Raw genomic sequence first — 22,236 nt, forward strand, 5'->3', positions numbered from 1 at the left:
AGCCCGCCTCAGATCAGGCCGATCACTAACGGCATCGAGAACGCGGCAAAAAAAGTCTGGACGGTAATCATTGCCGCCATGGTCTGGCTGTCACCGCCTTTTTTCAGCGCCAGCACATAAGCCGATGGCGGTGCCGGCACGGCGAAGCAGAGCACCAACGCCGCGGCCAGCGCACCGCCCAGACCAAACCAGGCCACGGCCGCCAGCGCCAGCACCGGCTTCAGCAGCAGTTGCACCAGCGAGGCGGTATAGATCACCTCCCAATTGCCCTTCAGCCGCTCCAGCTGCAGGCTGGCGCCGACCACCATCAGGCCGATCGGCAACGCCGCCTGGCCCATCAGATCAAAAAACGACAGCGCCGCACCGCCCAGACCAATGCCGGACAGGTTGAGCGCCAGGCCGACCAGGCAACCGGCGATCAGCGGGTTGCTCAGCAGCTCGCGTAGTAAAAGCGTCGGCCGGACCGGCTCGCTACCCAGGTAGTAGACGAAAATCAGCACGCAGAGCAGGTTGACCAGCAGGATCATCACTGCCGCCACCAATGCCACCGCCGCCATGCCTTCATCGCCAAACAACTGGCCGGCCATCACCAGGGCGATAAAGGTGTTGAAGCGGATGCCGCCCTGGTAGAGCGAGGTGAACGTGGCCGCCTGCTGCGGGCGCCCCCAGCGCTGCCAGGCGATCAACAGCAGGGTCAACAACAGCAGTACCGACAGCACGCTGCCGATCAGGCCCTGCCAGGGCAGCCCATCCAGCGGCTTGTTGGCCAATACCCGGATCTCCAGTGCCGGGGTGAACAGGTAGTAGGCGACCAGGCTCAGGTGTTGCCAGCTGCGCAGCGGCACACCGCCGTATCGGCGAAAACCATAACCGGCCAGAATCGACAGGATGACCGGCAGCAGCGCCTGCAGAACCTCCATCTCTCACACCTCCAGACTGTTGAAGGTGTCAGCATAGAGCCCTCGAAACATTAATAAAATTTATCTTTTATAACGCTATAAGTAAGAATTAATTAAGGAGTTTTTCATCAACTTCACTGCTGTAATACGCCTGCATCGCCTGCAGCAGCGGCTCGGTCAATTGACGGCGGTTATGTTCGCGACGTTGATAAAAGCCGATCTGGCGGGTCAGTTGCGGCTCGCCGAACGGCAGCAACCGGAAGCGAGCCGAGACATCGGTAATAAACTTGCGGTTCAGCGGCATGATGGTAACGCCGAGCCCATGCTCGACCATCCGCAATGCCGCCTGCAGCGAATCCAGCTGTATCAGCTCGTTAAGCTGTATCCCCTGGGCCCGCAATTCGGTGTCGATCATGGTGCCGGCCCAAGCCCGACGATCGAACCGTATATAGGGAAGCGTGCCGAGTAGCTCGCCTGCGCTCAGCTGTGGACTGTCGGCCGGCACGATCAGGTAAAAGGGTTCGCTATCCAGCGGCTGCCATTCGCAGTGACTGGCCAGGTGTTGTGGCGGGCCGGTCATGATCACCGCATCCAGTTCGCCCTCCTCGACCCGTCGCCCCAGATCGGCCGACATGCCGCGAAACACCTTGAACACCAACTGTGGAAATTGACCTCGCATCTGCGCCAAAACCGGCGCCAGAGCTCCTTCCTGCACGGTGTAAATCGCACCAATCGCCAGGCTACCCCGTTGGCCCGCCGCCGGCCCCAGTCCATCGGACAGGTTGTCATACTGTTGCAGCAGCTGCCGGGCGCGGGCACAGGCTTCACGGCCATCGCTGTTCAGCACCGGGCTGCGGCCACTGCGGTCGAACAGGGTCACGCCGAGCAGTTCCTCCAGTGCGCGGATCTGCTGGCTGACCGCCGACTGGGTCAGGCCGAGGCAGTCGGCGGCGGCGACAAAGGAGCCCTGTTGCTCGACTTCGACCAGGGTACGCAGATGACGCAGGGACATTGGCGATGGCACCGGGCTGAAAACGGAAGCCCTGTTGTACCAGCCACGGCCTGCGGCGACAAGCCGGCCCGTTGTCAGCGGCCGGCGATACTCATCAGCAGCACCAGACGGCGGTAGAACTGCTGCCGGGCCAGGGTTGCATTGGCTTGAGCCTGTTGCTGCTCGGTGACCTGCTCCGGCTCCTCGTCCATCACCAACCGCAGCATCCCCTGCTCCACCGCTGCCGGGCATTCATCTGGCGCACAATGAGGCAAGGATACGTGATATGTGGAATTTGCAGACTGTTGGATTGCAGCAGGCAAAGCATCAGCTAGTGTCTGTAGTGGTAATCCGGCCAGCAATAGCAGGGAGCTACCAGCCAACACCCGGGACCAACGGTTCATAATGACCTCCCATGAGTAAACTCAGGAAAAGATCCTCCTACCGCCGTTCCCTGACGCTGCTCTCCTTCGGTGGCCCGGCCATCCCGGTGGGATCCGTGACTTTGCGTCGCCCGGTTGCCCGGGGTTTGCCTTTATCGAGAGAGGATCGAATGTGGGGTTCGCCGCGTGAGCACCACTTATGCGAACCGGATATAGAGTTTAACGACCAAACAGGTCATTTATTTAGACGGATTTGAAATAAAACAATCGTTTGTTTAGTTATAAAGAAAGCGCCTGCCCGCGAATCCCGAGGCTATGCTGAACATATGCCCATCGAGCCGCCATCTCAGCCGCGCCAATGGCGATCCTGGCGCGCCACTTTATTGATCTCGCTCAGCCTGCTGGCCGCCGTGGTCACCTGGTTACTGCCACCGATCGCCCAACCGCTGAGCTATCACGACTTCGCCGATCAACGAACTTTATTGGGCATTCCCAATAACCTTAACGTCTTGTCCAACCTGCCGCTGATAGCCGTCGCACTGGCGGGAATCTGGCAGCTGCGCAACCAGCGGCGCTCGCAGATGATTGGCCCCTTCAGGTTCCACTACCGTCTATTCTTTGCGGCCGTGCTAATTACAGGGGTGGGCTCTATCCACTATCACCTGGCACCGAATAACGAGACCCTGGTGATCGACCGGCTCGGCATCGCAATGGCATTGATGGCCCTGCTCAGCATACTTGTTGGCGAGTTTATTAATACGGCGGCGGGACGCGGGTTGTTTTGGCCGCTGACGGCACTGGGCGCGATCAGCGTGCTGCTATGGATAAGCACCGAGCGGGCCAGTCACGGCGATCTGCGGCTCTATCTGCTGCTGCAGACGCTGGCGACCCTGTTGCTGGTACTGATCCTGCTGCTCTACCGCTGGCGCTACAGCCATCAGTGGACCCTGGGCCTGGCGATGCTGGTCTATCTGCTGGCCAAGCTCTGCGAACTGCTGGACCGACCGATCGACGACTGGAGCCAATCGCTGATCAGCGGCCATAGCCTGAAGCACCTTTTAATGGCCGGCGCCGTCTATGGACTGCTCTGGACGTTGCGGCATCGGCGGCCAATTCCTGCCAGTGAGGGCGGTACACAATAGGATCGGCGCCCCATAATCAATATAAGAAGAACAATTCAGGAGTGACGGAAACACCAACCGCTTCATGCTGCTCGAAGCCATAGTCCCCGTAGTTATTGACGACATCACGCAGATTCGGGCCGAACAGGTTCACTTTAGTGGCTTCGACGGCCACTTCGCTGGCCGCCTTGTATTCGGCCGACTCAGTAAAGCCGACAATCACGCCGCCGAGGGATTCACCGTTGTTCATGGTATCCAGCCACCATTGGTAACCCTCTTCGTCCGGTTCGCGGCCCAGTACGTTCTGGTACAGCGCGGTCAGCACCGACTCGTTGCTGGCGTCACCTTCCAGTTCGAAAAACTCGGCCGAGTTGGCGAAAGATTCACCGATGCTCTGCAGCGAAGTGCCGTTCTTGTACTCGTTGATCCAGAACTGCACACCGCCCCGGTCCGGCATCCGCCCCATCATCGCATCGTACATACGGACGATCGGGTCGATATCGTCGTTCAGGTCGGCGTACAACTTCTGGCCCTGGTACTCGTCCAGGACGTCCAGGAACCACTGGACGCCATTGACCCCGTTGGCCTGCAGCTGCTGACCGATCTCGGTCAGCGCCGCGGGCGCTTCGCCCCATGCCCTGACCACGTACTCGTCGCCGGTCACGTCCGGATCGTCGGACGGGACCATGTTGGTAAATGCGTTGCTCAGCTGGCTGTAGTGCTGGTTGTCCGCCAAATAGCTGTCCCAGTTCGACTGCTCGACGAACAGCATTTTGAACCGGTCGTCCAGCGTCATCATGATGTACTGGTCCTTCTGCGCTTCGCTAAGCGTCAGGAACAGCGCCGATTCGGCGTAGGCGGCCTGGACATCCGGCTGATCGTGGTACGGTTCCAGCATCGAGCTGATACTGCCGACCCCCTCGGTGTAGAAGCCGGTCAGCAGCGCGGTATCGCTGCCCCACTCCGGCGCGTGAGTCTTGGCCACGTATGCGGCCAAGCGGCCCCACTCCTCGATCCACAGCGTCTCCTTGATCGCCGCGCTGGTGACGGCGTCGTCGGCGAAGCGAACTGCCATCGCGGCGTAATTCGCCGAGGGCGCGACCGCCGACCACTTGGCAACCACGCTTTCGGCGTCGGCCTGTGCCGGGTAGGGCGGAGCATCGTTGTCGGTCCACTGCTGGTAGTCCTCCAGTTCTTCAGCTGAAAGACTGTCAATGTGGTCGTGGAAGGTAATTAAATCCCCGTCGAAGTGAAGTCCGCTGATAACAAAATTTTCATCCTTAAGGAACAAGTTGGGAAATGTAACGTAGCCGTCACTTACACCGCCAAACTCTCGGCCGTAGTAGCTGTTGTAGAATTGAATTCCGCTGATGTCTTCCGAATAGGGTATGTAAAAGTTTTCAAATGCAATCATGTCAATTCCCTTGGGGATTGTTTCAATAGCGCTGTATTAAGGTGTTAATATGTCTACTCAACATGTTGACAATATTTTCTTAGCAGCCGGGTGTTTGTATCTCTTTTCGATTCATTACCGCACAGTCTTTTTCCCCCTGGGCGCCGTTAATAAACGCAGTCCTAAACACCTTACTATTTACGTACTGTTCCGTGGTTTGGTCTTTGCTTTTCGATTTTTCGATTTCGTTTGTCCACCAGTTGTAACCGCTCGTGTCGTTGGTTTCGAACGGGTTACGCTCAAAGACTTCGACGTATTTATTGCACAGTGCGTCACCCGCAGGGCAGCCACTGGAGCCAGATCCGGAGCTGGAGGAGCCACTGCTGGCCGGCGGGCTTGGTGGACTGCAGGAGCCGAAGCTCCGGCTACAGCTCTTCGAGGTGCTCGGCATCGAGCCGATCGCCGATGCAGCTGCCTGACAGATGCTGGTTGGCTGGGTCGAGACGGTTACGCCGTCCAGGTGATAAGCCTTACAGGTGACCGAACGGCTTCTTGAGCCCCGTGATGTGCCGCAGCTTTTGCGTCGGGCTGAACAGCCGCCCCAGGATCCGACCTCCCATTCGAGCATCGCCGAACCGACGTTGGCGACGCCTGTCGAATCGCGGATACCGGTCATCCAAGGCATAGCTATCGAGTCTTGGCTGTTTTCTGAAGAATCCGTCAATTCGACCGCCACCGCCGGTATAGAAAAACTAACCGACATGGCGAGGGTAATAGATCTGACAAACATAAAACCTCCTGTTTATTTCTTTTAAATCCTTTTAATTTCTTCCAGATCTTTTATTCCTTGAATTCCTTGTATTTCCCCTAAGTACATTTAATTGAAGAGCGCAGGTCACCTTCGCTGGAGTGGAGCTTGATCCAACCGGTGCTATCCAGATACACCTCGGCCCAGACCTGCCACTGGCTGCCCAGGTCGTCGGCGCTGGTGCGGAAGCGCTGGATACTGCCCGAACGCGATACCCCTGAGCTGTCGACGATCATCATCCCCTCCCCGGTTGGCACCGAAGCGGCGGCGACGAAGATCTGCGGAGTGGAGCCGGACGGACAGGTCGGCTTGTTAACGGTGTCACCACTGCGGTTGATACGCTGATCGTAGACCGCATGCGACAGCACGGCATTGAAGGCGCCATCGATCTGCACCCCGGTCAGCTGTCCGTCGACCATCGTGGCGGTACCGGCCGAAAGGATCAGGTCACCGGCGGTGACGGTCACATCGCCGGTGGCCACCTCTACATCGCCATTGAAGGTGGCGTCGTTCTGGACGGTTATTCCTCCCGGTGCTGACAGCTCCATAGCAGTGCCGTTCGGCGTAATCGCCAGGCCGCTGGCCCAGCGGATCGGTGCCGCCGCATCCATCATATTACTGCCGTCGATACGTAGATGAGGATCGACGGCGAACGGGCTGGTGCGGTCGATCGTTGCCGTCAGGGCGCCGGTCGTCGGGTTGAAGTCGTAGCGCAACAGGACATCGAGCGTCGAATCCCCCAGGCCGGCATTCGACAGCGCCTGCGCCTTGATGGCAATCAGGCCGCCAAGATCGTCCCGGCGCTCACCGTTGATAGTGAACGGCACCGGTCCCAGCTGGATGGTCATCCGGGTGCCCGGGTAGACCGTGGTCCAGCTGGTCGTATAGCTGTGGCCGTAGATGTTCTGGTCATCGAAGTCACAGGGGACGAACGAGTCGTCGACCGGGTTGCCGGCCTCGTCGTTCGGCAGCGTTGGAATGCCGCCAATCGCACAGGCGGCCGGATTCTTCAGCCATAGCGCCCCCGCCGCCGGTGGAGCGCCGCCGGCGTAGCCCGCTGCGACAGTGAACTGGCTGCCCATTTCAAACATCCGGCTGGCGGCGGCCTGGCTGTACTGCGCGAAATGGACTGCCGCATTGGCAGCGAAATCCCGTTCCAGATCTCGTTGCTGCAACTTGATAAACGACGCTGTCGCCAGTGAGATCGCCAACAGGATCATCGTAGCGTAGACCATCGCCGCGCTCTCCTGAATCAGTACACGGCACGGAAGGCGTTGGTTGCGCTATCTGCGCTGCAAACAGAGCCGATGTCGGCCACGGACAGCGGGTCATTCGTGGAGCGCGAGCGTACGCTTGTGGTCCCGGTAGCGCCGGACAACACCGTGAATGCGGGCTGGGCCATAACGTTCAGCATCGCTTCGCACTGCGCTCGCGGCAGGCCACTCAGCGTAAACATGAAATTGGTATTGCCGGAGCCACCAGTGATGGACGTCGGGCCCAATGTCACCGTAGCGCCCCACTCCAGCACGATCGTGGTGCCGCTGATCGAGTTACGCAGGGACTCGGTGATCGCCGGCGTCGTATTGGCCAGAGTGATACCGGTATAGCGGCTGGCGGCCGGCTGGGTCGAATGGCGCTGCTGCAAGTTGGCAGCCGTCTGCACCAGTTCGTCGGCAAAGCTTTCCGCCCGCGCGCTGTCGTTCTTGCCGGCAAGTGCCGACCAGATACCGGCGACGAGCACCGCCATGATCGCCAGCACGATCGATATTTCGATAATGGTAAAGCCCTGTTCCTTGTTGTTTTTCATGTTGCATTCACTCCATGTTATTCAAGTAATCGAAAGTGAGACGGACATCTGGGTTAGTGCTGCCCAGGCGATCATGCAGCCGACAAAGAGCCAGCCGAACAGGTTGTAGACGGCAAAAGCCCGGTTAAGCTGGTCTTCGACGCTCTGCAAGTTGTCACCGGAGATCCGCTCGATGGCCGATGCGAAGCCCGATGTACGGGAGACGATCCGCAGGCTCATCTGCTGCTTGGTTTCTAGCAATCCCGTAGCGGTGATGGCTTCGCCGGGCGATTCCCCCTGCTCGATCGCCTTGAGCATGCATTCGATGTGTTGGCGAAGGTAATCGGACGACTGCTCATAGAGCACTTCCAGGGCATCCTGCGGTGCCAACCGATTGCGCTGCAGCGCAGCGAAGCTGGCCAAGAAGGCGAAAGCATTGAGCACCCGATAGATCGACCAGGGCGGCAGCTTGTCGGCCAGCGGTCGATAGCGGTCGTACGCGACTGCCAGTAGCCCGGATTGCGGTACGCCAATGATCAGATAGCGCATCAACAGCAGCAGCAGGAGCAGCAACCCAAGCAGCACAACCCCATACTCGATGACAAAAGCACCGAAATAGTAAAAATTGCGTGACAGTTGATCCCAGCGCGCTACCGGTAGGAATTGGGTGTAGAACGTCAGCAGCTGGTGACCGCCGATCAATATCAGCAAGCCCAGGCAGTAAAATGCCGTCGGCTTCATTGAACGCCTGAATATGGAGCGGCGCACCCGGCCCAAATGCCGGGTCGTTTCCGCCGCATCACGCAGCCCCTTGGCTAGCTGACCGCCTTCCCGCCCCGCCGAGATCACCATAACTTCGTTATTCGGCACATAGGACGACAGCGCATCGGTGATGGTGTAGCCATCCGCCATGGCAGATGAGATCGCGAGCACGAACCGGGCATCGACATTATCGATACCGTGACGCCGGTACTCCGCCGTCATCTCTTTCATCGCGTCCAGGGCACCGGTCTTCGAATCGAGCAGATCCGCCAAGCTTTCATAGAATCGCTGTCGGCAGTCGAGACCGTATTGCCAACGTTCCCAGAGATGTCTTAACCGTTCCAGGTGGTGCATCATCTCAGAGATCATCCATGTCCAGACGCTGCAGTTCGGCTTCGACCACCAGCGGGCAGACCCGACCCGCTTTCACATGTTCAAGCGCATGGTCCAGAGCGCGAACGCCGACCGGGTCCTGGCGATCCTTGGCCCGCTGTTGCCAGAGTTCCAGCAACCGCTGTTCGTCACGCTCGGCAATCGCACGCCGCATCGCCGCGTTTGGCGCATCCATGATCTCGGCGGCAACGATCCGGCCGGGAGGGATGCCCTGACATTTCTCGCAACCGGACCGATTACGGGTATAAATCCCGTCGAGGGACAGGCCACGATCGAGCAGGCGGCCGGCAATAGCGGAGTGCGGGTCGACCGGCTGCTTACAGTGATCGCAAAGCGTGGGCAGCAGTTTCTGCCAGATGAAGCCGGCCGCGCGGCGCGACGACGAGAGGAAGGCGCGGGAAACGCCCAGATCGTCCAGCCGGTCGAACATCGACAGCAGATCGTTCACGTGCACCGAGGCCGGCACCAGATGATCGGTCAGGATGCCGCGCTCGACCGCCGGCCCCGAGTCCGCATCACGGATCTCGCCGACCACACAGATATCCGCGTTGCGGCGCAGGGCTGATTTGATCGCATCGCTGAAGCCATAGCCGCCCTCGATATCCAGGTTGACTGGTGTGCGGATGGCGCGCGGGATATTCAGCTCAGGAACATCTTCGACACAGATGGTCAGGCGTTGGAAATCACTCAACGCCACCACTCCCGACAACACGGTATCCAGCAAGGTGGTTTTCCCCGAGCAGGTTTTACCGCCGATAAAGATCCCGCCACTTGGGGCGGAAAACATCCGCAGCAGCTGATGGCAGTGCTGCTCCGCATAGCCCAAGCAACGCAACTCGCCGATCAGCTTTGTCTCTGAGTAATCTTCCCAGTGAGAGATATCGAGGAACGAAGCCTTGTTGGGAATAGAATTTCGGCGAAATACCACATGGGCGTGTTTTCTGTCCTCGTTCGGCCAGCTGTGAAAGCGCCATTGCGTCATAACGCCTTCGATCTCTACGCTATCGACGCAGTTGGCGCCTATATGGGGTTCCCAATGTGAGCCGGTGTTATCCGCCCGATGATGATAAACATGCCGGCAGAGCGCGCGGATCGCCTCGGCGGTGCGGGGCTGGGCATCGGTCACCAGTTGTCCGTTGACCCGAAACTGCAGATAGGCGAAGCCATTGATCATGATGATATGGATATCCGACGCGTTCAGCTGTACCGCACGCTTCAGGATGCTGACATACAGCCGTGCGATATCCGGGCTGTCGTCGTCACCGGATGGGGCCGAGATTTCCGTTTTCAGGGTGTTGAGATCCCGGAACGTATTGGGGCCGAGCCATTCCGTGCGGGCCTGCTTGCCCAGTCCCCTGATGAACTCGGCCAATGCGAGGCCTGCCGATTCATAACCCTTTTCATCCTTGTCCCTGATACCGAAAATGCGGACGACATTATCCTTGTCGAGCATGATCAGAAAATCTTTCAACGGAGGCAGTTGACGAGACGAGACCGAAAGCCACTTTGCCAGGGATACCACATCGAATACTGAAAGCATTTCCGGCAACAGACGGTGAGCCCCGTCCGGCGCCTGATATCCGCTTGCAGTGGCCGTCAGTTGTTGCTGACCAAGGTTAGCAACAGGTGCAAAAAAGTTAGTCACAGGTTCCCTCCTGATGACGTGTTCAGAGCGTTTTTCGGATTCCGTTTTTAACGACTGTCACCAAGGCGTTTCGGATTGAGACGGTCCAGCCATCGATGCTGTCACCATGCATAAGCGTCCTGATCTCACCGGTGCCCTGCCGCCTGAGTTCCACATAGGGCTGGCCGGCAGTCTGTCCGAGCGCTACCCGTTTCCAGCGAAATACCGGGGCCGGCCGGACTGTTTTCACCGGTAGGTATCCCTCCGCCGGCGTCACCACACGATCACCTTCGAACCGGAAGCCGAGTGCTTCCAGCTGCTCGCGAAGAACGGCCTGGGACGGCAAGGCCTGGCCTTGCCTTTTCAGCGCTTTGCTAGCCTTCACATATTCCAGTTCAGCACTGACAGCTTCCTTCGAGGCCTGCCAGTACGCCGTTTCCGACGATTTAACAACCAGGTCCCAGGCGGTTTTCTCTGCGACGGCCTGATCGCCGATCATCGCCAGGCCCAGTGCCAAGCAGCTCAGTTTTTCATTGAATTGCATAGGTTCCCCCCAAGGTTAGAAACTCGCCGGAGAGGCGCATATAGCTGATGCCGGCCCCGGGGGCCCGATGCAACCCGTCAATGACCGCCAGGGCGTATTTAAAGGGCACGCTTGCCACTTCCCAACTACCGGTCTTCAGCGTCTCGCCCGAGTCGAGTGCGCCTGGCGCCGGTGCAGGGTCGGTTGCGGAAACCGTTATCCCACCCAGCGGTTTCAATGCCGCACGAAGGTCCGCCCAGACGAGCTGGGCTTGTTGGGGATCCAGATGCGGGATGGCCGGGGGCGACTGCGGAATCGAGGCATCGAAATTCAATGACAGTATTCCGGACGTCGAGTCGTAAGATGCCTGAGCATCAAGCAATTGCGCCCACCTGATGACCGGTGAAACAAGTCGTGCATGCTCGGTTGAATAGATCACCCTGCATTGACTGTAGTTGCAGCTAATGGATGCCAGATCCGCACCAAGCTTATTGATCGGGACGCTCAGTGCACGCTGCAGGAAGGCTCCGCCCTGGATGCTGGGAATAGTACGGTAGTAGTCGGCAACCGCACTGCTATACAGGGAACGCGCCTGGGCCAAACGCGCGGCACGCTCTTCGGTATGGACCGGCTGCAGGTTCAGATAGAACGCAACAACGGCGCCAATGACCACTGAACCAATAGCCCCCAAAAGCAATTGGCGCTTCCGGGGCATGCCGCCGCTTCCGCAAAGCCTCGCAGACTGCAGAAGTTGCTGTTCCAGGTCACCGCCCGCGACGCCGGTCAGGCCGTCGACCAAACCGGCAACGTTGTCAAACATGTATACGCTGTCCTCCGGCACCAGCTGCTTCGCTTCGGCCAGCCGATTGCGCCACATCTCTCGGTCCGATTCTGTCGAGGTCGCGTGAAGGATGTCGCTACCAGCCTGCAATTCGCCATCTTTGATCAACGCATACCAAACCTGGTCGTTCGACAGTTGAACCAGAATCAGGGCATTTCTCAGCGAAGCACTGTGGCTGGCTCCATCGCCGCCGCAGGCAAGAACCAGAAGCGCCGCCAGGGAATACACCTCCACTCGGGCAACACGTTCAGGCACGGCGTAGACCCCCTTGGCCTTGCCAATCCGCGCGCTACGCAACCGGATATAACGTGGCGGACGCGGATTACGGCTGACTCGCTCACTCCAAGGTTTGATGGCCCCCAGAGCGAAGAGACGGCCATTCACCTCCTCAATATGCGATGCAAGGATCATCAGCCTACTCCACAATGTCAGCTGTGATGACCAGCACAGCCCGACGGCGTTCAAGCATTGCCTGGCTGTTGCCACCCAGGGCCTTGAAAGCCGGAGATGCCACGCCGGTTTCGGTCGATTCGGCGGTCACAACATGGAAACCAGTCATAGCCATGGCCCCACCATTGCGAAGCCTGACCACTTGGGAGGTCGACCGATTGGCAGTTTCCGGCGTGGTGATACGGTTATTGCCGCTGACCTCCGACGGCAGGTCGATCAGCGAGGTCAGGGTTAGACCCAGCGTCAATACGATGTCGTCCCCGGTCACGAATGGATGGAGGTAGAGCGACAGGCCGGTATCGATCTCTCCCGGCTCCAGGGTGGATTGCACCAAGTCCGAGGATGCCGAGCTCGAGCCGGTCACGGACTTCAGGTATGCGATCCTGCGCGCCTGGGACAGAGTGACCGCCCGCCCGGACAGGGTCAGCAAGTCATTGGCGTACTCAACGGACAGTCCGTTCTCTTCTGCCAGGGCATCGAAGTCAACACGGGAGCCGGCAAACTTGCTGGTCGGATTGATAACGGCGATCCCGCCAGAGATGGCACTGACAATGCCTGTGCCGGGACCGGATACATTCAGTTGCGTCTCGCCGTCGTTAAAAACCGCATCCCAGTCCAGGCCGAGTTCCGAGGACTCACTTGAATCATAGGTATAGAGGCGGACTTTCAGCAGTGCCTGGCGCATGATCCGCTTGCGTTCATCCTCTATATAACGGCGGATGGCTGAAACATTGGCCGGTCGGTCACTGACCAGCAGCGTACCTGCTTCGGTAAGCTCGATTTTCGCCTCGTTCGTGGCCAGCGCCGCGACTCCGGTCAGGATGGAATGCCGTAGCTGATCGATGGATTTAAGTGTCGTCTTGAGCACCGTCGAGTCGATGTTCATTTCCAGGTCACGGTCGGTGTTCGGAATCGGCAGATCCAGTACCGCAGTTTCATAACGAAAGATTTCAAAACTTTTTTGCGCATCGAGGTACCGCCAAGACAACCCGAACTGACTGGTTATCGAATCCAGCACAGCTTCCACCATTTCCGACGATGCGAAACGGTAGCGAACCGCGGATGGAAAAGTTTGATCACCCGTTGAACGGGTAACAGCGCTTACGGCAATAGCCGTGCTGCTACCGGTAGAGTCGGTGACAGCCGTCGTGCTACCGCTATCGCCCCGAATTTCGTACACGTCCGCCGCTATATCCACCTTCATCTCAATGTAGGCGGATAATTGCGCCGCAAACTCCACTACGGTCTTGGGCTCGATCGCCTGCAGACCAGGCCCACCGAGCTGACGCTTCAGGATCAATGGCTTATCGGCGCGAAGCTGACCGCGACCCAAATAAAGCCCGGCCTCACGCACCAAGCCAATATCCGCCTGAGGGGCATGCTGGCGGGTGGCATCGGTATCCTCTTGCACAATGCTGTGTTGCTGATGGACCTTTTTCTGGATCGGAGTGCAGCCGATCACAAACAATGCGACAGCGATCAGCAACAGCCGGAAGTCTTTATTCATCGTCTATCGCTCCCTTATCAGGATCGCATTGTCACGCTCGATTGCGCTGATCGTGGCGCCCTCCTTCTGGAAGGCGGTCACAATGATAGAAACGCAATCATGGTAAGACTCCGCCGTAATTTCCGCCGCCAGATCAACCATCAGGTCCCCCTGTGCCAGCCACACCAAAGTGCCGCTGTTATCTCGGGCAATCTGCTCCAGGTTGTGTTTCAACGAACCCGGAAAGACCTGGCAGTTCACCTTGGGACGTGACGGAACCGGCGCTTCCATGGATGCCGAAGTCGACTTGACCCTCTCGGCCAGCACCTGTGGGCTAGCCCTCGGCACTTCTTTGACAGGAAGGTACGGCTTTTCCTTAACCGCCACATCCATGTCGGCCGGCATACCCGTGCAGCCGGTCAAAGCGGCCAGCGCCAACGGCACTGCCATTAATAAGGCGGGGATGATGTTCATTACACGTCCTTGTACACGATTAGATACGGTGGGGCCTGGTTTGCACGGGTCTCATACTTGAGTCCGATACCAGGCGGCAGAGCTTTGAAAAGGTATTGAATGGCGCCTTCGAAATTCTTAGCCTCGACACGCATCGGGCCCTGCACGATGAAGTCGGCGTCCTGAGCGCGCCAGACCAGGAACCAGCCTTCCTCTTTCGCCCAGTGCTCGATCTTCTGTTGCAGGTTGTCGCCGACCTCAAGCGGCCAGGCCCTTGTCGCTGCCGGCACTGGCGCAGTCCGCTGGGCCGAATCCGGAGCCGTCTCCGGTGTTGCCACGATGTTCGCCAAGCATCGTATATCGACCACCTTAGTGTACGATCGCCTGCGTTCGAGTTGCCGAGTCGCGTGGTAAAGACGGGTCTTTTCTGTAGCGATATCGGGATTCAGATATCCATGGTATTCAGAAGTATTCGCATCGACCGCCGCCGGCACAGTGGCATAACCCGCCCAGAGTGTGACCACAGGCGTCTTGGAGTTCGAACAGATAGCTTGCTTGCTAACATTAAACCTGATTTCGTAAGGGATCTGGCGATATTCACCAAAGGGCCGCAGTTTGATACTACCGTGCTCTGCGGCTTCATTACCGCTCCCGATATAAACAAAACCAGGGCGCCCGATATCACCTTCGGCAACGGGCAGTATGACCGGTATCTCCGCGCTAGCCTCAATAAGTGTTGAGGCAAACAATGTGATACCGAAACTGATCAGCCTTCCCTTCATTTTTGCTTCCGTCCATGTTGGAAACTTAAAGCGGCAACGTATGATGAGGGGCAACCATAAGCATGGTGTCCGTCTCCGTGCCCCCGTTTCCGCAATCTATACTCAATCCATTGATCATTCATTTACGGTCTGGCGATGATCAGAGCCCTCCTACTTGGAGCTCCTTACCACAAAGCCTTTTATCTGCTAGTTACAAGCCAACAACCCAGCCCCTCTTTAAACCATCTGCCGTCTTTGAGACTCGGGATCATAGAAAATTTCCGTGATCATGCGGCGACCGCCGACGTTCTTGATCTGCACGATGATATCGACACACATCAATAGCAGCTGTTTGATATCCGCCCGGCTCATGCTGTGACCACTGGCCGACTCCTTCAGGAACAACACCAACTGCTCCATGGCAAGCCGCGCGCTGTTAGCATGCATCGAGGTAATCGATCCGGGGTGCCCACTGTTCACGTTGCGAAGGTAGTAGAAAGCTTCATCTCCTCGGATCAACTCCGCGAGAAAGATCCGATCAGGCTTCATTCGCAGACTACATTCCAGCAAGTGCTGCTGTGTAGTGTTCGCCACACCCTGTCCACCTGCGCTATAAAACAGACTGACCGCATTGGGGTGTGTTTTGTATAGCCCCAGTTCGTCGACATTCTCGATGCTCAGCAGGCGCTCACCTTCAGGCACCAGACTCAGCAACGACTTCATCAACGTGGTCTTGCCTGAGCCGGTCGAGCCGGAAATAATGATATTTTTCTTGGCCCGTACCGCCAATTCCAGAAAGGCCCGGAACTGCCGCCTTTTCTTCAGGGCCAACAGATCTCGTTCGGTCGACGACAGCTCTGTTGAAAAGTCGACACATTCGTCAAAGGCGCCGGCCTTTTCATAGTCGTCCAGCGTTATACGAACATCGGACGGCTTGCGGATCGTCAAGCTGACCGTGCCTGCGCGTGTCGCCGGAGGAATCACCACCTGGATACGCTCGCCCCCGGGCAGAGTCGCCGACATCAGCGGCTCCTGCTCATCCAGCCTCTGCTGTGAAAACGTCGCTATCAGCTTGGCAAGTTGTCGACAATAGTCGAAAGTGATTTCCGGTACCGCATGATGTTTCCAACCGTCGGCCCCCTCAATCACCACTTCACCAGGCTGGTTGATGCACACCTCGGTGTTCCGCGACTCAAGGAGGAAGGGACGCAACTGCTCCAGGTATTCCAGCAGTGGAGCTGAATTACTTGATAAGTTCGAGGTCATATACCCCCCTGAAATCTAAGTCGCGGGCAACGAAAATGCTGATGTGCTCCCCTGGGTTCTTATACAGGGTGGGTGGAATATTGATTGAGTTTTCCAAAGCGATGCTGGCGGCATTTTGGGCGGCATCCCGCGTACCATCGAAAGAAATGGTATCGCCCTCTTTGTCCTGTGACTTGTTGCTCAGGTATGTGCCGAAATCATCAACCAGGCTTAACAGGATCGCCCCACCGAACCGATCCCAAAAGTGGTTGTCGAGATATCCTTCATGACCGGACCGACCGAGGGGGTCGGTACCTGGTGAGTCCAGTTCTACCAACACTCCGTTGGGCGTTTCGGCCCGATTCCAAAGAACGAAGATCCTGGCCCGGCCCCGCTCCATGCCCCCCTGATACTGACCCGTGATCCGGGTGCCTCGTTCAAGTAACAGCACCTTGCCATCCGTGCTGTAGACATTTCGTGTAAGACGACAACTGGTCATGCCAGCCAGATCGCTACTGATCGCGGTTTCCAAGGCGCAATCCAGAAAGCTTCCGCGAGTAATAAAAAAGCTGCGCTGTTTCATAAGCGAGGCCCTGTTCCCGGATATCCGTACAGGCTGCAACTTGGGTTGCAGACCATCTAAATCGGATGCCTCTTGCACGCCGAAGGGTGAACCGGGTGACTGATTTTGCGCCGCAATGATCCGCTGGGTTTGCTCTTCTGCGGATAACCTCAGCAAATCCTCTTTGTCGGAGTTACCTGGAGCTCCATACACCAACAGGGAACCGGCCAGCTTACGTTCCTTTGAATTTGCCGATTCATCTGTGTTCTCATCTTCATAATACCTTGGCGGTGACACCCTTTCGCCAGTTCCGGCCACCGGCATTGCCGGCAATATGGTTTCAGGGGGGGATTCAAAGTGCAGTGATGCTGGAGGGGCCGGAGGTGGTGGCAATGGTGGCAGATTATTTTTCACCACAGCACGCTTTTTGCCGGTACCCTGTTCATCCTTTGGTTCATCACCACTAAAACCGCCGTTCACGGCAACCAAACCAACAGCCGCCACGATCAGCAAAGCTACCAAGGCAACTCTAGAGCCAACTCCTGCGTGGCCACGGCGATGGGGATTAACGGCCGGAAGGCCGCGCTCGCCATCGACAATACCATCCCGTTTCACTCCATCCTGACTCATCTGTTTTCTTCCTTGATAACCCGCTTGAGGTCCGGTGATGTAGTGCCGGTGGGATTACTGAATCCGTTTGGATCAAACGACTTATTGAAAATGCCGGCTACAGCAGAGCCTTTGCGCAGCACCAAAACGGGAGCCACACGATGAACAACCAAGGTATCGCCTTCTACATGGCTGTTGACCAGGCTTTCACTACCGTCCTCATGTTCAAGGTAGACAGCCGGCATTTCCCGATTGTTGTGGAAGGCCAAATAGGTAAAGCGACCATCATCGAAGGCCTGTACTGGGGACACTTCATCCGAGCCTTGCACCCAATAGTTCCAATTGTGCGGCACCGGAGGTGGAGGGGTTTTCAAGGCGGCCTGAAGCTCTACTTTCTCAGCCTTACGAATGGCTTCATCAGCTTCCTCTTTCGGGTAGCGGAAGTTAATCTGAAAATACATATTGGAGGGCTCTGGTTTCGCGCCACCCCCTGCCCAATTCGCACTCAATTCGAAGTTATAGGTCCTCCGGTCCGTCAGTACTGTCATATTGGTCTGCGCATCTAGTGCTTTAGGCTTCAGGAAAATGTGATTGTTGACCGGAGCCACCTGCCAAGCCGCATCATCACCAATGGCAATCTGCTGCACGCTTTCGGCCGAACTCAGCTGAATATGAGTTGAGTAGCCATAATGACCGACCAGCTTCACCACTTCTGCCGCGTTGTAGTCGATAAACTTGACCCGTTCGTCGTAGGGCCCCCCCTCGGGATCTTCCAGAGCAGCCGTCAGGCTTGGCCGGCAAGTCAAAAACAAACCCAGGCAAAGGGCATTGGCAATTCGCAGGTAACCACTCATCGAATCACCCACCCAGAACCGTTTCGGGGTCATTGCGATAATCCCTTACCTGAAAGCCCAGCGGATTGACCAACCGATCACTCTCTCCAATCGGTGCCTGGATATACGTAAAAGGCACAGTAGCTACCCAGTGGCTAGCCGGTGATTGCTGGCCCGCTCGTTCCACCTTTTTGGTATACCGAATTAGCGCCACCTGAGGACTGATAAAACTGATGTTCTTGATACTTACATCTACCCGAGCAGTATCGCCATATAGAGCGATGGGGGCCGAGGGGTTGCGGCGAGGGTCTGTGTATTCCGCATATACCTGAGCGGTGGCAGCATCCGACATCAGCCCTACAACACGACGATCATAATCGCGGGTTTCCGGGAGGTACCGCTCACGATGCTGAATATACTTACTGAGAAAGTACTTGTTTACCACTTCATCGTAGTTGGCTTGTCCATCTTGAAGCGCTTGTACTATATCGACAATACCCGTGCTCTGATCAACTCGGATAACGAAAGGTTCGACGCTTTTCAACGGCGTGAGAGCTGCCACTGCACCAACAGCGACGAAGGCTACCAGGCAGGCGGTCACAGCGATACGCCAAGCCCTTCTCTCCGAAGTCCTTAAGCGTGTAGTTATATCCCGCTCCCAGCCATTTGCTTCATCAAAATATCGGCGTTCCAGTTCGGCCGCACTTATTTTATCTGTCATGAAAGCGTCCTTGCGTATCACCCTATGGTTGTACCTGAATACCATAAAGTCTTGGAGTAGTGTCCATGTTTATTGATCGAAATCCCCCATTGTTTGTAATGGGGATCATACCGGGATTGATGGGCCTCATGCCTCTTTTATCATCCATATACGTAGGAACTGACGGCGCGTTGGAGCATGCCGCCAAACTAAACACGAGTAGCAGGATCGAATATTGTGATAGTTTCATGTCACTCCTTTACCCGGTCAAAACCCATCTCCCAAAAACCAATATCACCCATATATGCTCTCAATTAATAAGCAATTGACTCGCCATTTAGGTATGCCGTGTAGGGCTACCCACTACTAAGAGGTCATGATTTGGATATACCGTTACCGCCGAATACTTTTTGATAAGCTTTCCCGGCAGCTTTGAAGGGTACGACGGCGGCCTTAGCATCCTCCCTGACACCCTGCTTAATGCCCTGATAGCTTTTTTGTACGTTTGCTGGTCGCATTCCATTTGCAGCTCGCCCTAGCCTCCGTGTAGCTCCGCCCAACCTTTGGGCTAAATCGGTAAATGCTCCTTGTGACGTTAGCGATATACCACCTGCCAATGCCGATGAAATTTGCGGCACTTGGCGAAGCACCAAGATATTTATAATCGATAAAATCGCCAACGCGACTGTGTCTTCCAAGCCGATATTACCGGACTCGGTAAGCTTGTTGAGGTAAGTGCTAAACATAGACAACAGGAGCTTCAGCACACCAATTGCAAGAACCGCCACCAAGCCAAAATTCATAACTTGGCCAAGCCAAGACTCAAAAAATCGCTTGCTCGATTCGAATAGGATCATGGCTATGAATAGCGGCCCAACTGCCAATAAAATAGCCAGTGCTATTTTTGACATTAGCAGCAAGTATCCCGCATAAGCAGTTAGGAGGGCGATTGCTGCAAAAATAATCAGTGCAACAAAGTACATACCAAAGTCACCATTCCCCCAAATAGCGCCTTTTTCCCAAGCATTAAGGCCTAACCTAAAGCCCATAGTCGCCATATTATCCAGCATCGTGCGTGACGACTCTGAACTTTCCGATTCCAGTGCAGGTAGAGACGAGGCTGCATCTCCAATTATTTCCGCTATCTGATCCGGCCCTTTATAGAAGGCATCAACAACCAAACTATTATATTGACCGACGGTTAGAGCAAGCTCTACGATAAAGCCGACCTTGATGACCCTCAACATTCCGTCTTTTACTGTTTCCTGGATAGCACCGCGGATGTGAGCGATACCCCAAAAGACCACGAAAATTATCAACAGGCTGCGGAACATTGGAGTAAACCAGGTAATCAGAGCCTGGGTCGAGACCAATATGTAGTCATGTGTTAAATTGTCAACATTGGCAAACAAGTCGGTGAAAGTATAGAACATAGAAGCACCTGATTGCTGCTATTAAGGCTGTAGATGAACTTCGTACGTACGAAGTTCATCGACTGCTCTCAGTGGTTAGAAACGCGTTGTATTACCTTTAATCATCTCCAGGCGCAGCTGAGTCGCGCGGCGACGGTTCAGGGCCTGCTGGGCCTCAGCCTCGGACTTCATCATCTGCAGCCGGACTAACTCGTTCTCAAGAAATACGCTTTCCGCCTGGATGCGTGCACTCAGGTCCATGATGTCCTTGGGATCTGGCGAGTCATCAATCTTGTCTATCAGCGTGCGCAGAGTGCTGAAGCGATCGTTCGCCTGCCCCATAAACCGTTGTGAATTGGCAACCCAGGCCGCGGCTTGCCGGTTCTGGTCCTGGTAAAAGAGGGCCATGTCCCCCTGCAATCCGTAATGCTCCGCTGAGCGAATACCGGAAGTATACAGAACCTCCTGAGTGTCGACGGTTGTAGTTAGGTCATATAGGGTGTCAATAATCCCTGCCATGTTGCGTACACCTTTCAATGCATCCCGAGTACCTTCTGCAGCAGCCACCTGTCTATTCAGAGCGTCGAGTTGCTTCTGCATTTCTATTACTTGCTTTACTTGTTGGGACAGGTTGGATGCGTCAAACACCGGAATCCCGCCGGCCGTGGCTTCCGAGGCCTGACTGGCAATCCATATTGCAGCGGCTAATGCCGCCGCCAGCGCTGGTTGTTCCCTCGTCATTGCATTCTCCTTTGCTTTTGAAACTCCGGTAACCAGACTATGGGCTCTTCACCAACTTTCTCGATGATCCGGTTCAGTAAATCGACCGTTCCGGTCGTACCCGATAGGACAGCCAGTTCGTCATCGAAGCCTTTTAAATTCAGTTCCGCGACCACAGAGTTATGTCCCTGCTTGATAAGAAAACTGCGCGAATGCTCGGGAATATCCTGCTTGATTAGCTGAAACTCCCGCTCCGTTAGCTTGAAACCATCAATGTAGTCTTGCCGATCTGCTTTCGGGTTCGGCATGAATATCATCGTCGCACACTGCTCAATGATGGAGTGCGAGATCGGGGAGCGCAGTACATCCCTGGCACTTTGAGTACCCATAACCAGAAAGCCATTCTGTTTACGAATCACCTTCAGTTTGTTCTGGGCAAAATCCTCAAAATAACGATCCAGCAGCATCTTCCAAAACTCATCCATGAAACAGATAAAGCGTCGACCGTCTATCAACTCCTCCATCCGATGAAATAGGTACATCACGATCGGCGTGCGTACTTCCGGGTTATCCAGAAAAGAGGTGATATCAAAGCCGAATAGACGACTGTCCGCGAAGTCGAGCTGATCCTCATCATTATCAAAGACCCACGCCAGCGAACCACTGTCGCACCAGCGCTTCAGACGGGCGCCTGCACCCTCCGAATTGGTCTGATCCATAAAGGCCAGTAATGCCCGCAAGCGTCGTGAAGGTTTGCGAAGGCCGGTCATTACTGCATTCACCGCGTCAGAGACCTCATGCTCTTCGCGTACGCTCAGCTGGTAATTATCGGCCGTAATCAACTTCTTAATCAGGGCCTGCAGGAATAGCAGATTGTGCTCAGTCGGTTCCAGTTGGAACGGATTGAATCCGGTTATTTGGCCGCTTTTCAGTGGTAAGTACACACCGCCCATGGCCCGCACGAAGATTTCAAGCCCGCGATCCTTGTCGAATACCACACATGTCGGATTGAATTTCTGAGCTTGGGCCAAGACAAATGCCTGGACGACGGTCTTACCTGATCCGGAAGGGCCTATTATCACCGTATTTGCCAATGCTTTTTGTTGCTCACTGTCCGGTTGTCCCTCGTCATTTCCAGCGTTTCCCACCTGACTGGAGCGTGTGGATTCTACCTTCTCCCTATCCAGCGGTTCATGGAAGTTGAAGTAAAAGGGTGCGCCAGAGGCCGTTTTCAACAGCGTAACAGCCGGCCCCCACTGATTGCCGGAACGACGCCCCGATGGGTAGTTGTGCAGGGATGCGAATCCGGCCAGATTGCGCGAAGTAATGGGAGCTGGCCGGGGACGATATTTGAAATTGGTAGTGTTCAGAGTTCTGTGTCGTTTCCTACACTTGACTGAAAAAGGGAGCGACACATCATGGCTGATAAGTACGAAATCGATATCCAGGCGTTTGCCAAAGCACTTCAGGCCGGTCAGAGT

22 protein-coding genes and 1 riboswitch are annotated in these 22,236 nt (G+C 56.1%); of the genes, 1 reads left to right on the plus strand and 21 read right to left on the minus strand.

Annotated features, from left to right (window positions below; translation table 11 throughout):
• Positions 1-8 precede the first annotated feature (8 nt).
• The 3 genes from K6T12_RS15165 to K6T12_RS21580 all read right to left on the minus strand — a co-directional run bounded on the left by K6T12_RS15165 (position 9) and on the right by K6T12_RS21580 (position 2,117).
• The gene (locus tag K6T12_RS15165; RefSeq protein WP_222223717.1) at positions 9-920 is read right to left on the minus strand and encodes an AEC family transporter; all 912 of its coding nucleotides are present in this window, start codon (positions 918-920) and stop codon (positions 9-11) included.
• 88 nt (positions 921-1,008) lie between these two features.
• Complete coding sequence (locus K6T12_RS15170) at positions 1,009-1,911, minus strand: LysR family transcriptional regulator (RefSeq protein ID WP_222223718.1); 903 nt, start codon at positions 1,909-1,911, stop codon at positions 1,009-1,011.
• A 74-nt stretch (positions 1,912-1,985) separates the two neighbouring features.
• Positions 1,986-2,117, minus strand: a complete 132-nt coding sequence (locus tag K6T12_RS21580; protein ID WP_255611780.1) for a hypothetical protein — start codon at positions 2,115-2,117, stop codon at positions 1,986-1,988.
• Between the two features lie 242 nt (positions 2,118-2,359).
• A riboswitch (cyclic di-GMP riboswitch) is annotated at positions 2,360-2,434 on the minus strand.
• Positions 2,435-2,599: 165 nt separating this feature from the next.
• On the opposite strand from K6T12_RS21580, the gene K6T12_RS15175 reads away from it, so the two are divergent.
• Entirely contained in the window at positions 2,600-3,415 is an 816-nt protein-coding gene (locus K6T12_RS15175; protein WP_222223719.1) for a ceramidase domain-containing protein, read from the plus strand.
• A 16-nt stretch (positions 3,416-3,431) separates the two neighbouring features.
• On the opposite strand, the gene K6T12_RS15180 is transcribed toward K6T12_RS15175, so the two are convergent.
• The 18 genes from K6T12_RS15180 to K6T12_RS15265 all read right to left on the minus strand — a co-directional run.
• Positions 3,432-4,808 carry a DUF4214 domain-containing protein gene (locus K6T12_RS15180; protein WP_222223720.1) on the minus strand — a complete coding sequence of 459 codons (1,377 nt, stop codon included), beginning with the start codon at positions 4,806-4,808 and terminating at the stop codon, positions 3,432-3,434.
• A gap of 79 nt (positions 4,809-4,887) precedes the next feature.
• Entirely contained in the window at positions 4,888-5,577 is a 690-nt protein-coding gene (locus K6T12_RS15185) for a hypothetical protein (protein WP_222223721.1), read from the minus strand.
• Positions 5,578-5,654: 77 nt separating this feature from the next.
• The gene (locus K6T12_RS15190; RefSeq protein WP_222223722.1) at positions 5,655-6,830 is read right to left on the minus strand and encodes a hypothetical protein; all 1,176 of its coding nucleotides are present in this window, start codon (positions 6,828-6,830) and stop codon (positions 5,655-5,657) included.
• Between the two features lie 17 nt (positions 6,831-6,847).
• Entirely contained in the window at positions 6,848-7,402 is a 555-nt protein-coding gene (locus K6T12_RS15195) for a type II secretion system protein (RefSeq protein WP_222223723.1), read from the minus strand.
• 21 nt (positions 7,403-7,423) lie between these two features.
• Complete coding sequence (locus K6T12_RS15200; RefSeq protein ID WP_222223724.1) at positions 7,424-8,500, minus strand: type II secretion system F family protein; 1,077 nt, start codon at positions 8,498-8,500, stop codon at positions 7,424-7,426.
• A 1-nt stretch (position 8,501) separates the two neighbouring features.
• Positions 8,502-10,181: an ATPase, T2SS/T4P/T4SS family gene (locus K6T12_RS15205; protein ID WP_222223725.1), complete on the minus strand. Its 1,680-nt coding sequence runs from the start codon at positions 10,179-10,181 to the stop codon at positions 8,502-8,504.
• Positions 10,182-10,203: 22 nt separating this feature from the next.
• Positions 10,204-10,704, minus strand: coding sequence for a hypothetical protein (locus K6T12_RS15210; RefSeq protein WP_222223726.1), 501 nt, complete (start codon positions 10,702-10,704; stop codon positions 10,204-10,206).
• The gene (locus K6T12_RS15215; protein WP_222223727.1) at positions 10,691-11,935 is read right to left on the minus strand and encodes a hypothetical protein; all 1,245 of its coding nucleotides are present in this window, start codon (positions 11,933-11,935) and stop codon (positions 10,691-10,693) included. The genes K6T12_RS15210 and K6T12_RS15215 overlap by 14 nt, the downstream gene beginning before the upstream one ends.
• 4 nt (positions 11,936-11,939) lie before the next feature.
• Positions 11,940-13,481: a hypothetical protein gene (locus K6T12_RS15220; protein WP_222223728.1), complete on the minus strand. Its 1,542-nt coding sequence runs from the start codon at positions 13,479-13,481 to the stop codon at positions 11,940-11,942.
• A gap of 3 nt (positions 13,482-13,484) precedes the next feature.
• Positions 13,485-13,934 carry a hypothetical protein gene (locus K6T12_RS15225; protein ID WP_222223729.1) on the minus strand — a complete coding sequence of 150 codons (450 nt, stop codon included), beginning with the start codon at positions 13,932-13,934 and terminating at the stop codon, positions 13,485-13,487.
• The gene (locus tag K6T12_RS15230) at positions 13,934-14,695 is read right to left on the minus strand and encodes a TcpQ domain-containing protein (protein WP_222223730.1); all 762 of its coding nucleotides are present in this window, start codon (positions 14,693-14,695) and stop codon (positions 13,934-13,936) included. Before K6T12_RS15230 ends, K6T12_RS15225 begins: the two co-directional genes overlap by 1 nt.
• A gap of 216 nt (positions 14,696-14,911) precedes the next feature.
• Positions 14,912-15,940: a P-type DNA transfer ATPase VirB11 gene (gene virB11 / locus K6T12_RS15235; RefSeq protein WP_222223731.1), complete on the minus strand. Its 1,029-nt coding sequence runs from the start codon at positions 15,938-15,940 to the stop codon at positions 14,912-14,914.
• Positions 15,918-17,111 (minus strand): type IV secretion system protein VirB10, encoded by a 1,194-nt coding sequence (gene virB10 / locus K6T12_RS15240; RefSeq protein ID WP_222223732.1) that lies wholly within the window; start codon positions 17,109-17,111, stop codon positions 15,918-15,920. The genes virB11 and virB10 overlap by 23 nt, the downstream gene beginning before the upstream one ends.
• Positions 17,108-17,977, minus strand: coding sequence for a P-type conjugative transfer protein VirB9 (gene virB9, locus K6T12_RS15245; RefSeq protein WP_222223733.1), 870 nt, complete (start codon positions 17,975-17,977; stop codon positions 17,108-17,110). The genes virB10 and virB9 overlap by 4 nt, the downstream gene beginning before the upstream one ends.
• Positions 17,949-18,644, minus strand: coding sequence for a virB8 family protein (locus K6T12_RS15250; protein WP_222223734.1), 696 nt, complete (start codon positions 18,642-18,644; stop codon positions 17,949-17,951). The genes virB9 and K6T12_RS15250 overlap by 29 nt, the downstream gene beginning before the upstream one ends.
• 353 nt (positions 18,645-18,997) lie before the next feature.
• Positions 18,998-20,056 carry a type IV secretion system protein gene (locus tag K6T12_RS15255; RefSeq protein ID WP_222223735.1) on the minus strand — a complete coding sequence of 353 codons (1,059 nt, stop codon included), beginning with the start codon at positions 20,054-20,056 and terminating at the stop codon, positions 18,998-19,000.
• Positions 20,057-20,131: 75 nt separating this feature from the next.
• Positions 20,132-20,776, minus strand: a complete 645-nt coding sequence (locus K6T12_RS15260; RefSeq protein WP_222223736.1) for a type IV secretion system protein — start codon at positions 20,774-20,776, stop codon at positions 20,132-20,134.
• Positions 20,773-22,236, minus strand: a 1,464-nt coding sequence (locus tag K6T12_RS15265) for a TraG/VirB4 family ATPase (protein ID WP_449288531.1), incomplete at its 5' end; no start/stop codon positions are given. The genes K6T12_RS15265 and K6T12_RS15260, both read right to left, overlap by 4 nt.

Source organism: Marinobacterium arenosum (assembly GCF_019795155.1).
In the GTDB taxonomy this organism is placed as follows: Bacteria; Pseudomonadota; Gammaproteobacteria; order Pseudomonadales; family Balneatricaceae; genus Marinobacterium_C; species Marinobacterium_C arenosum.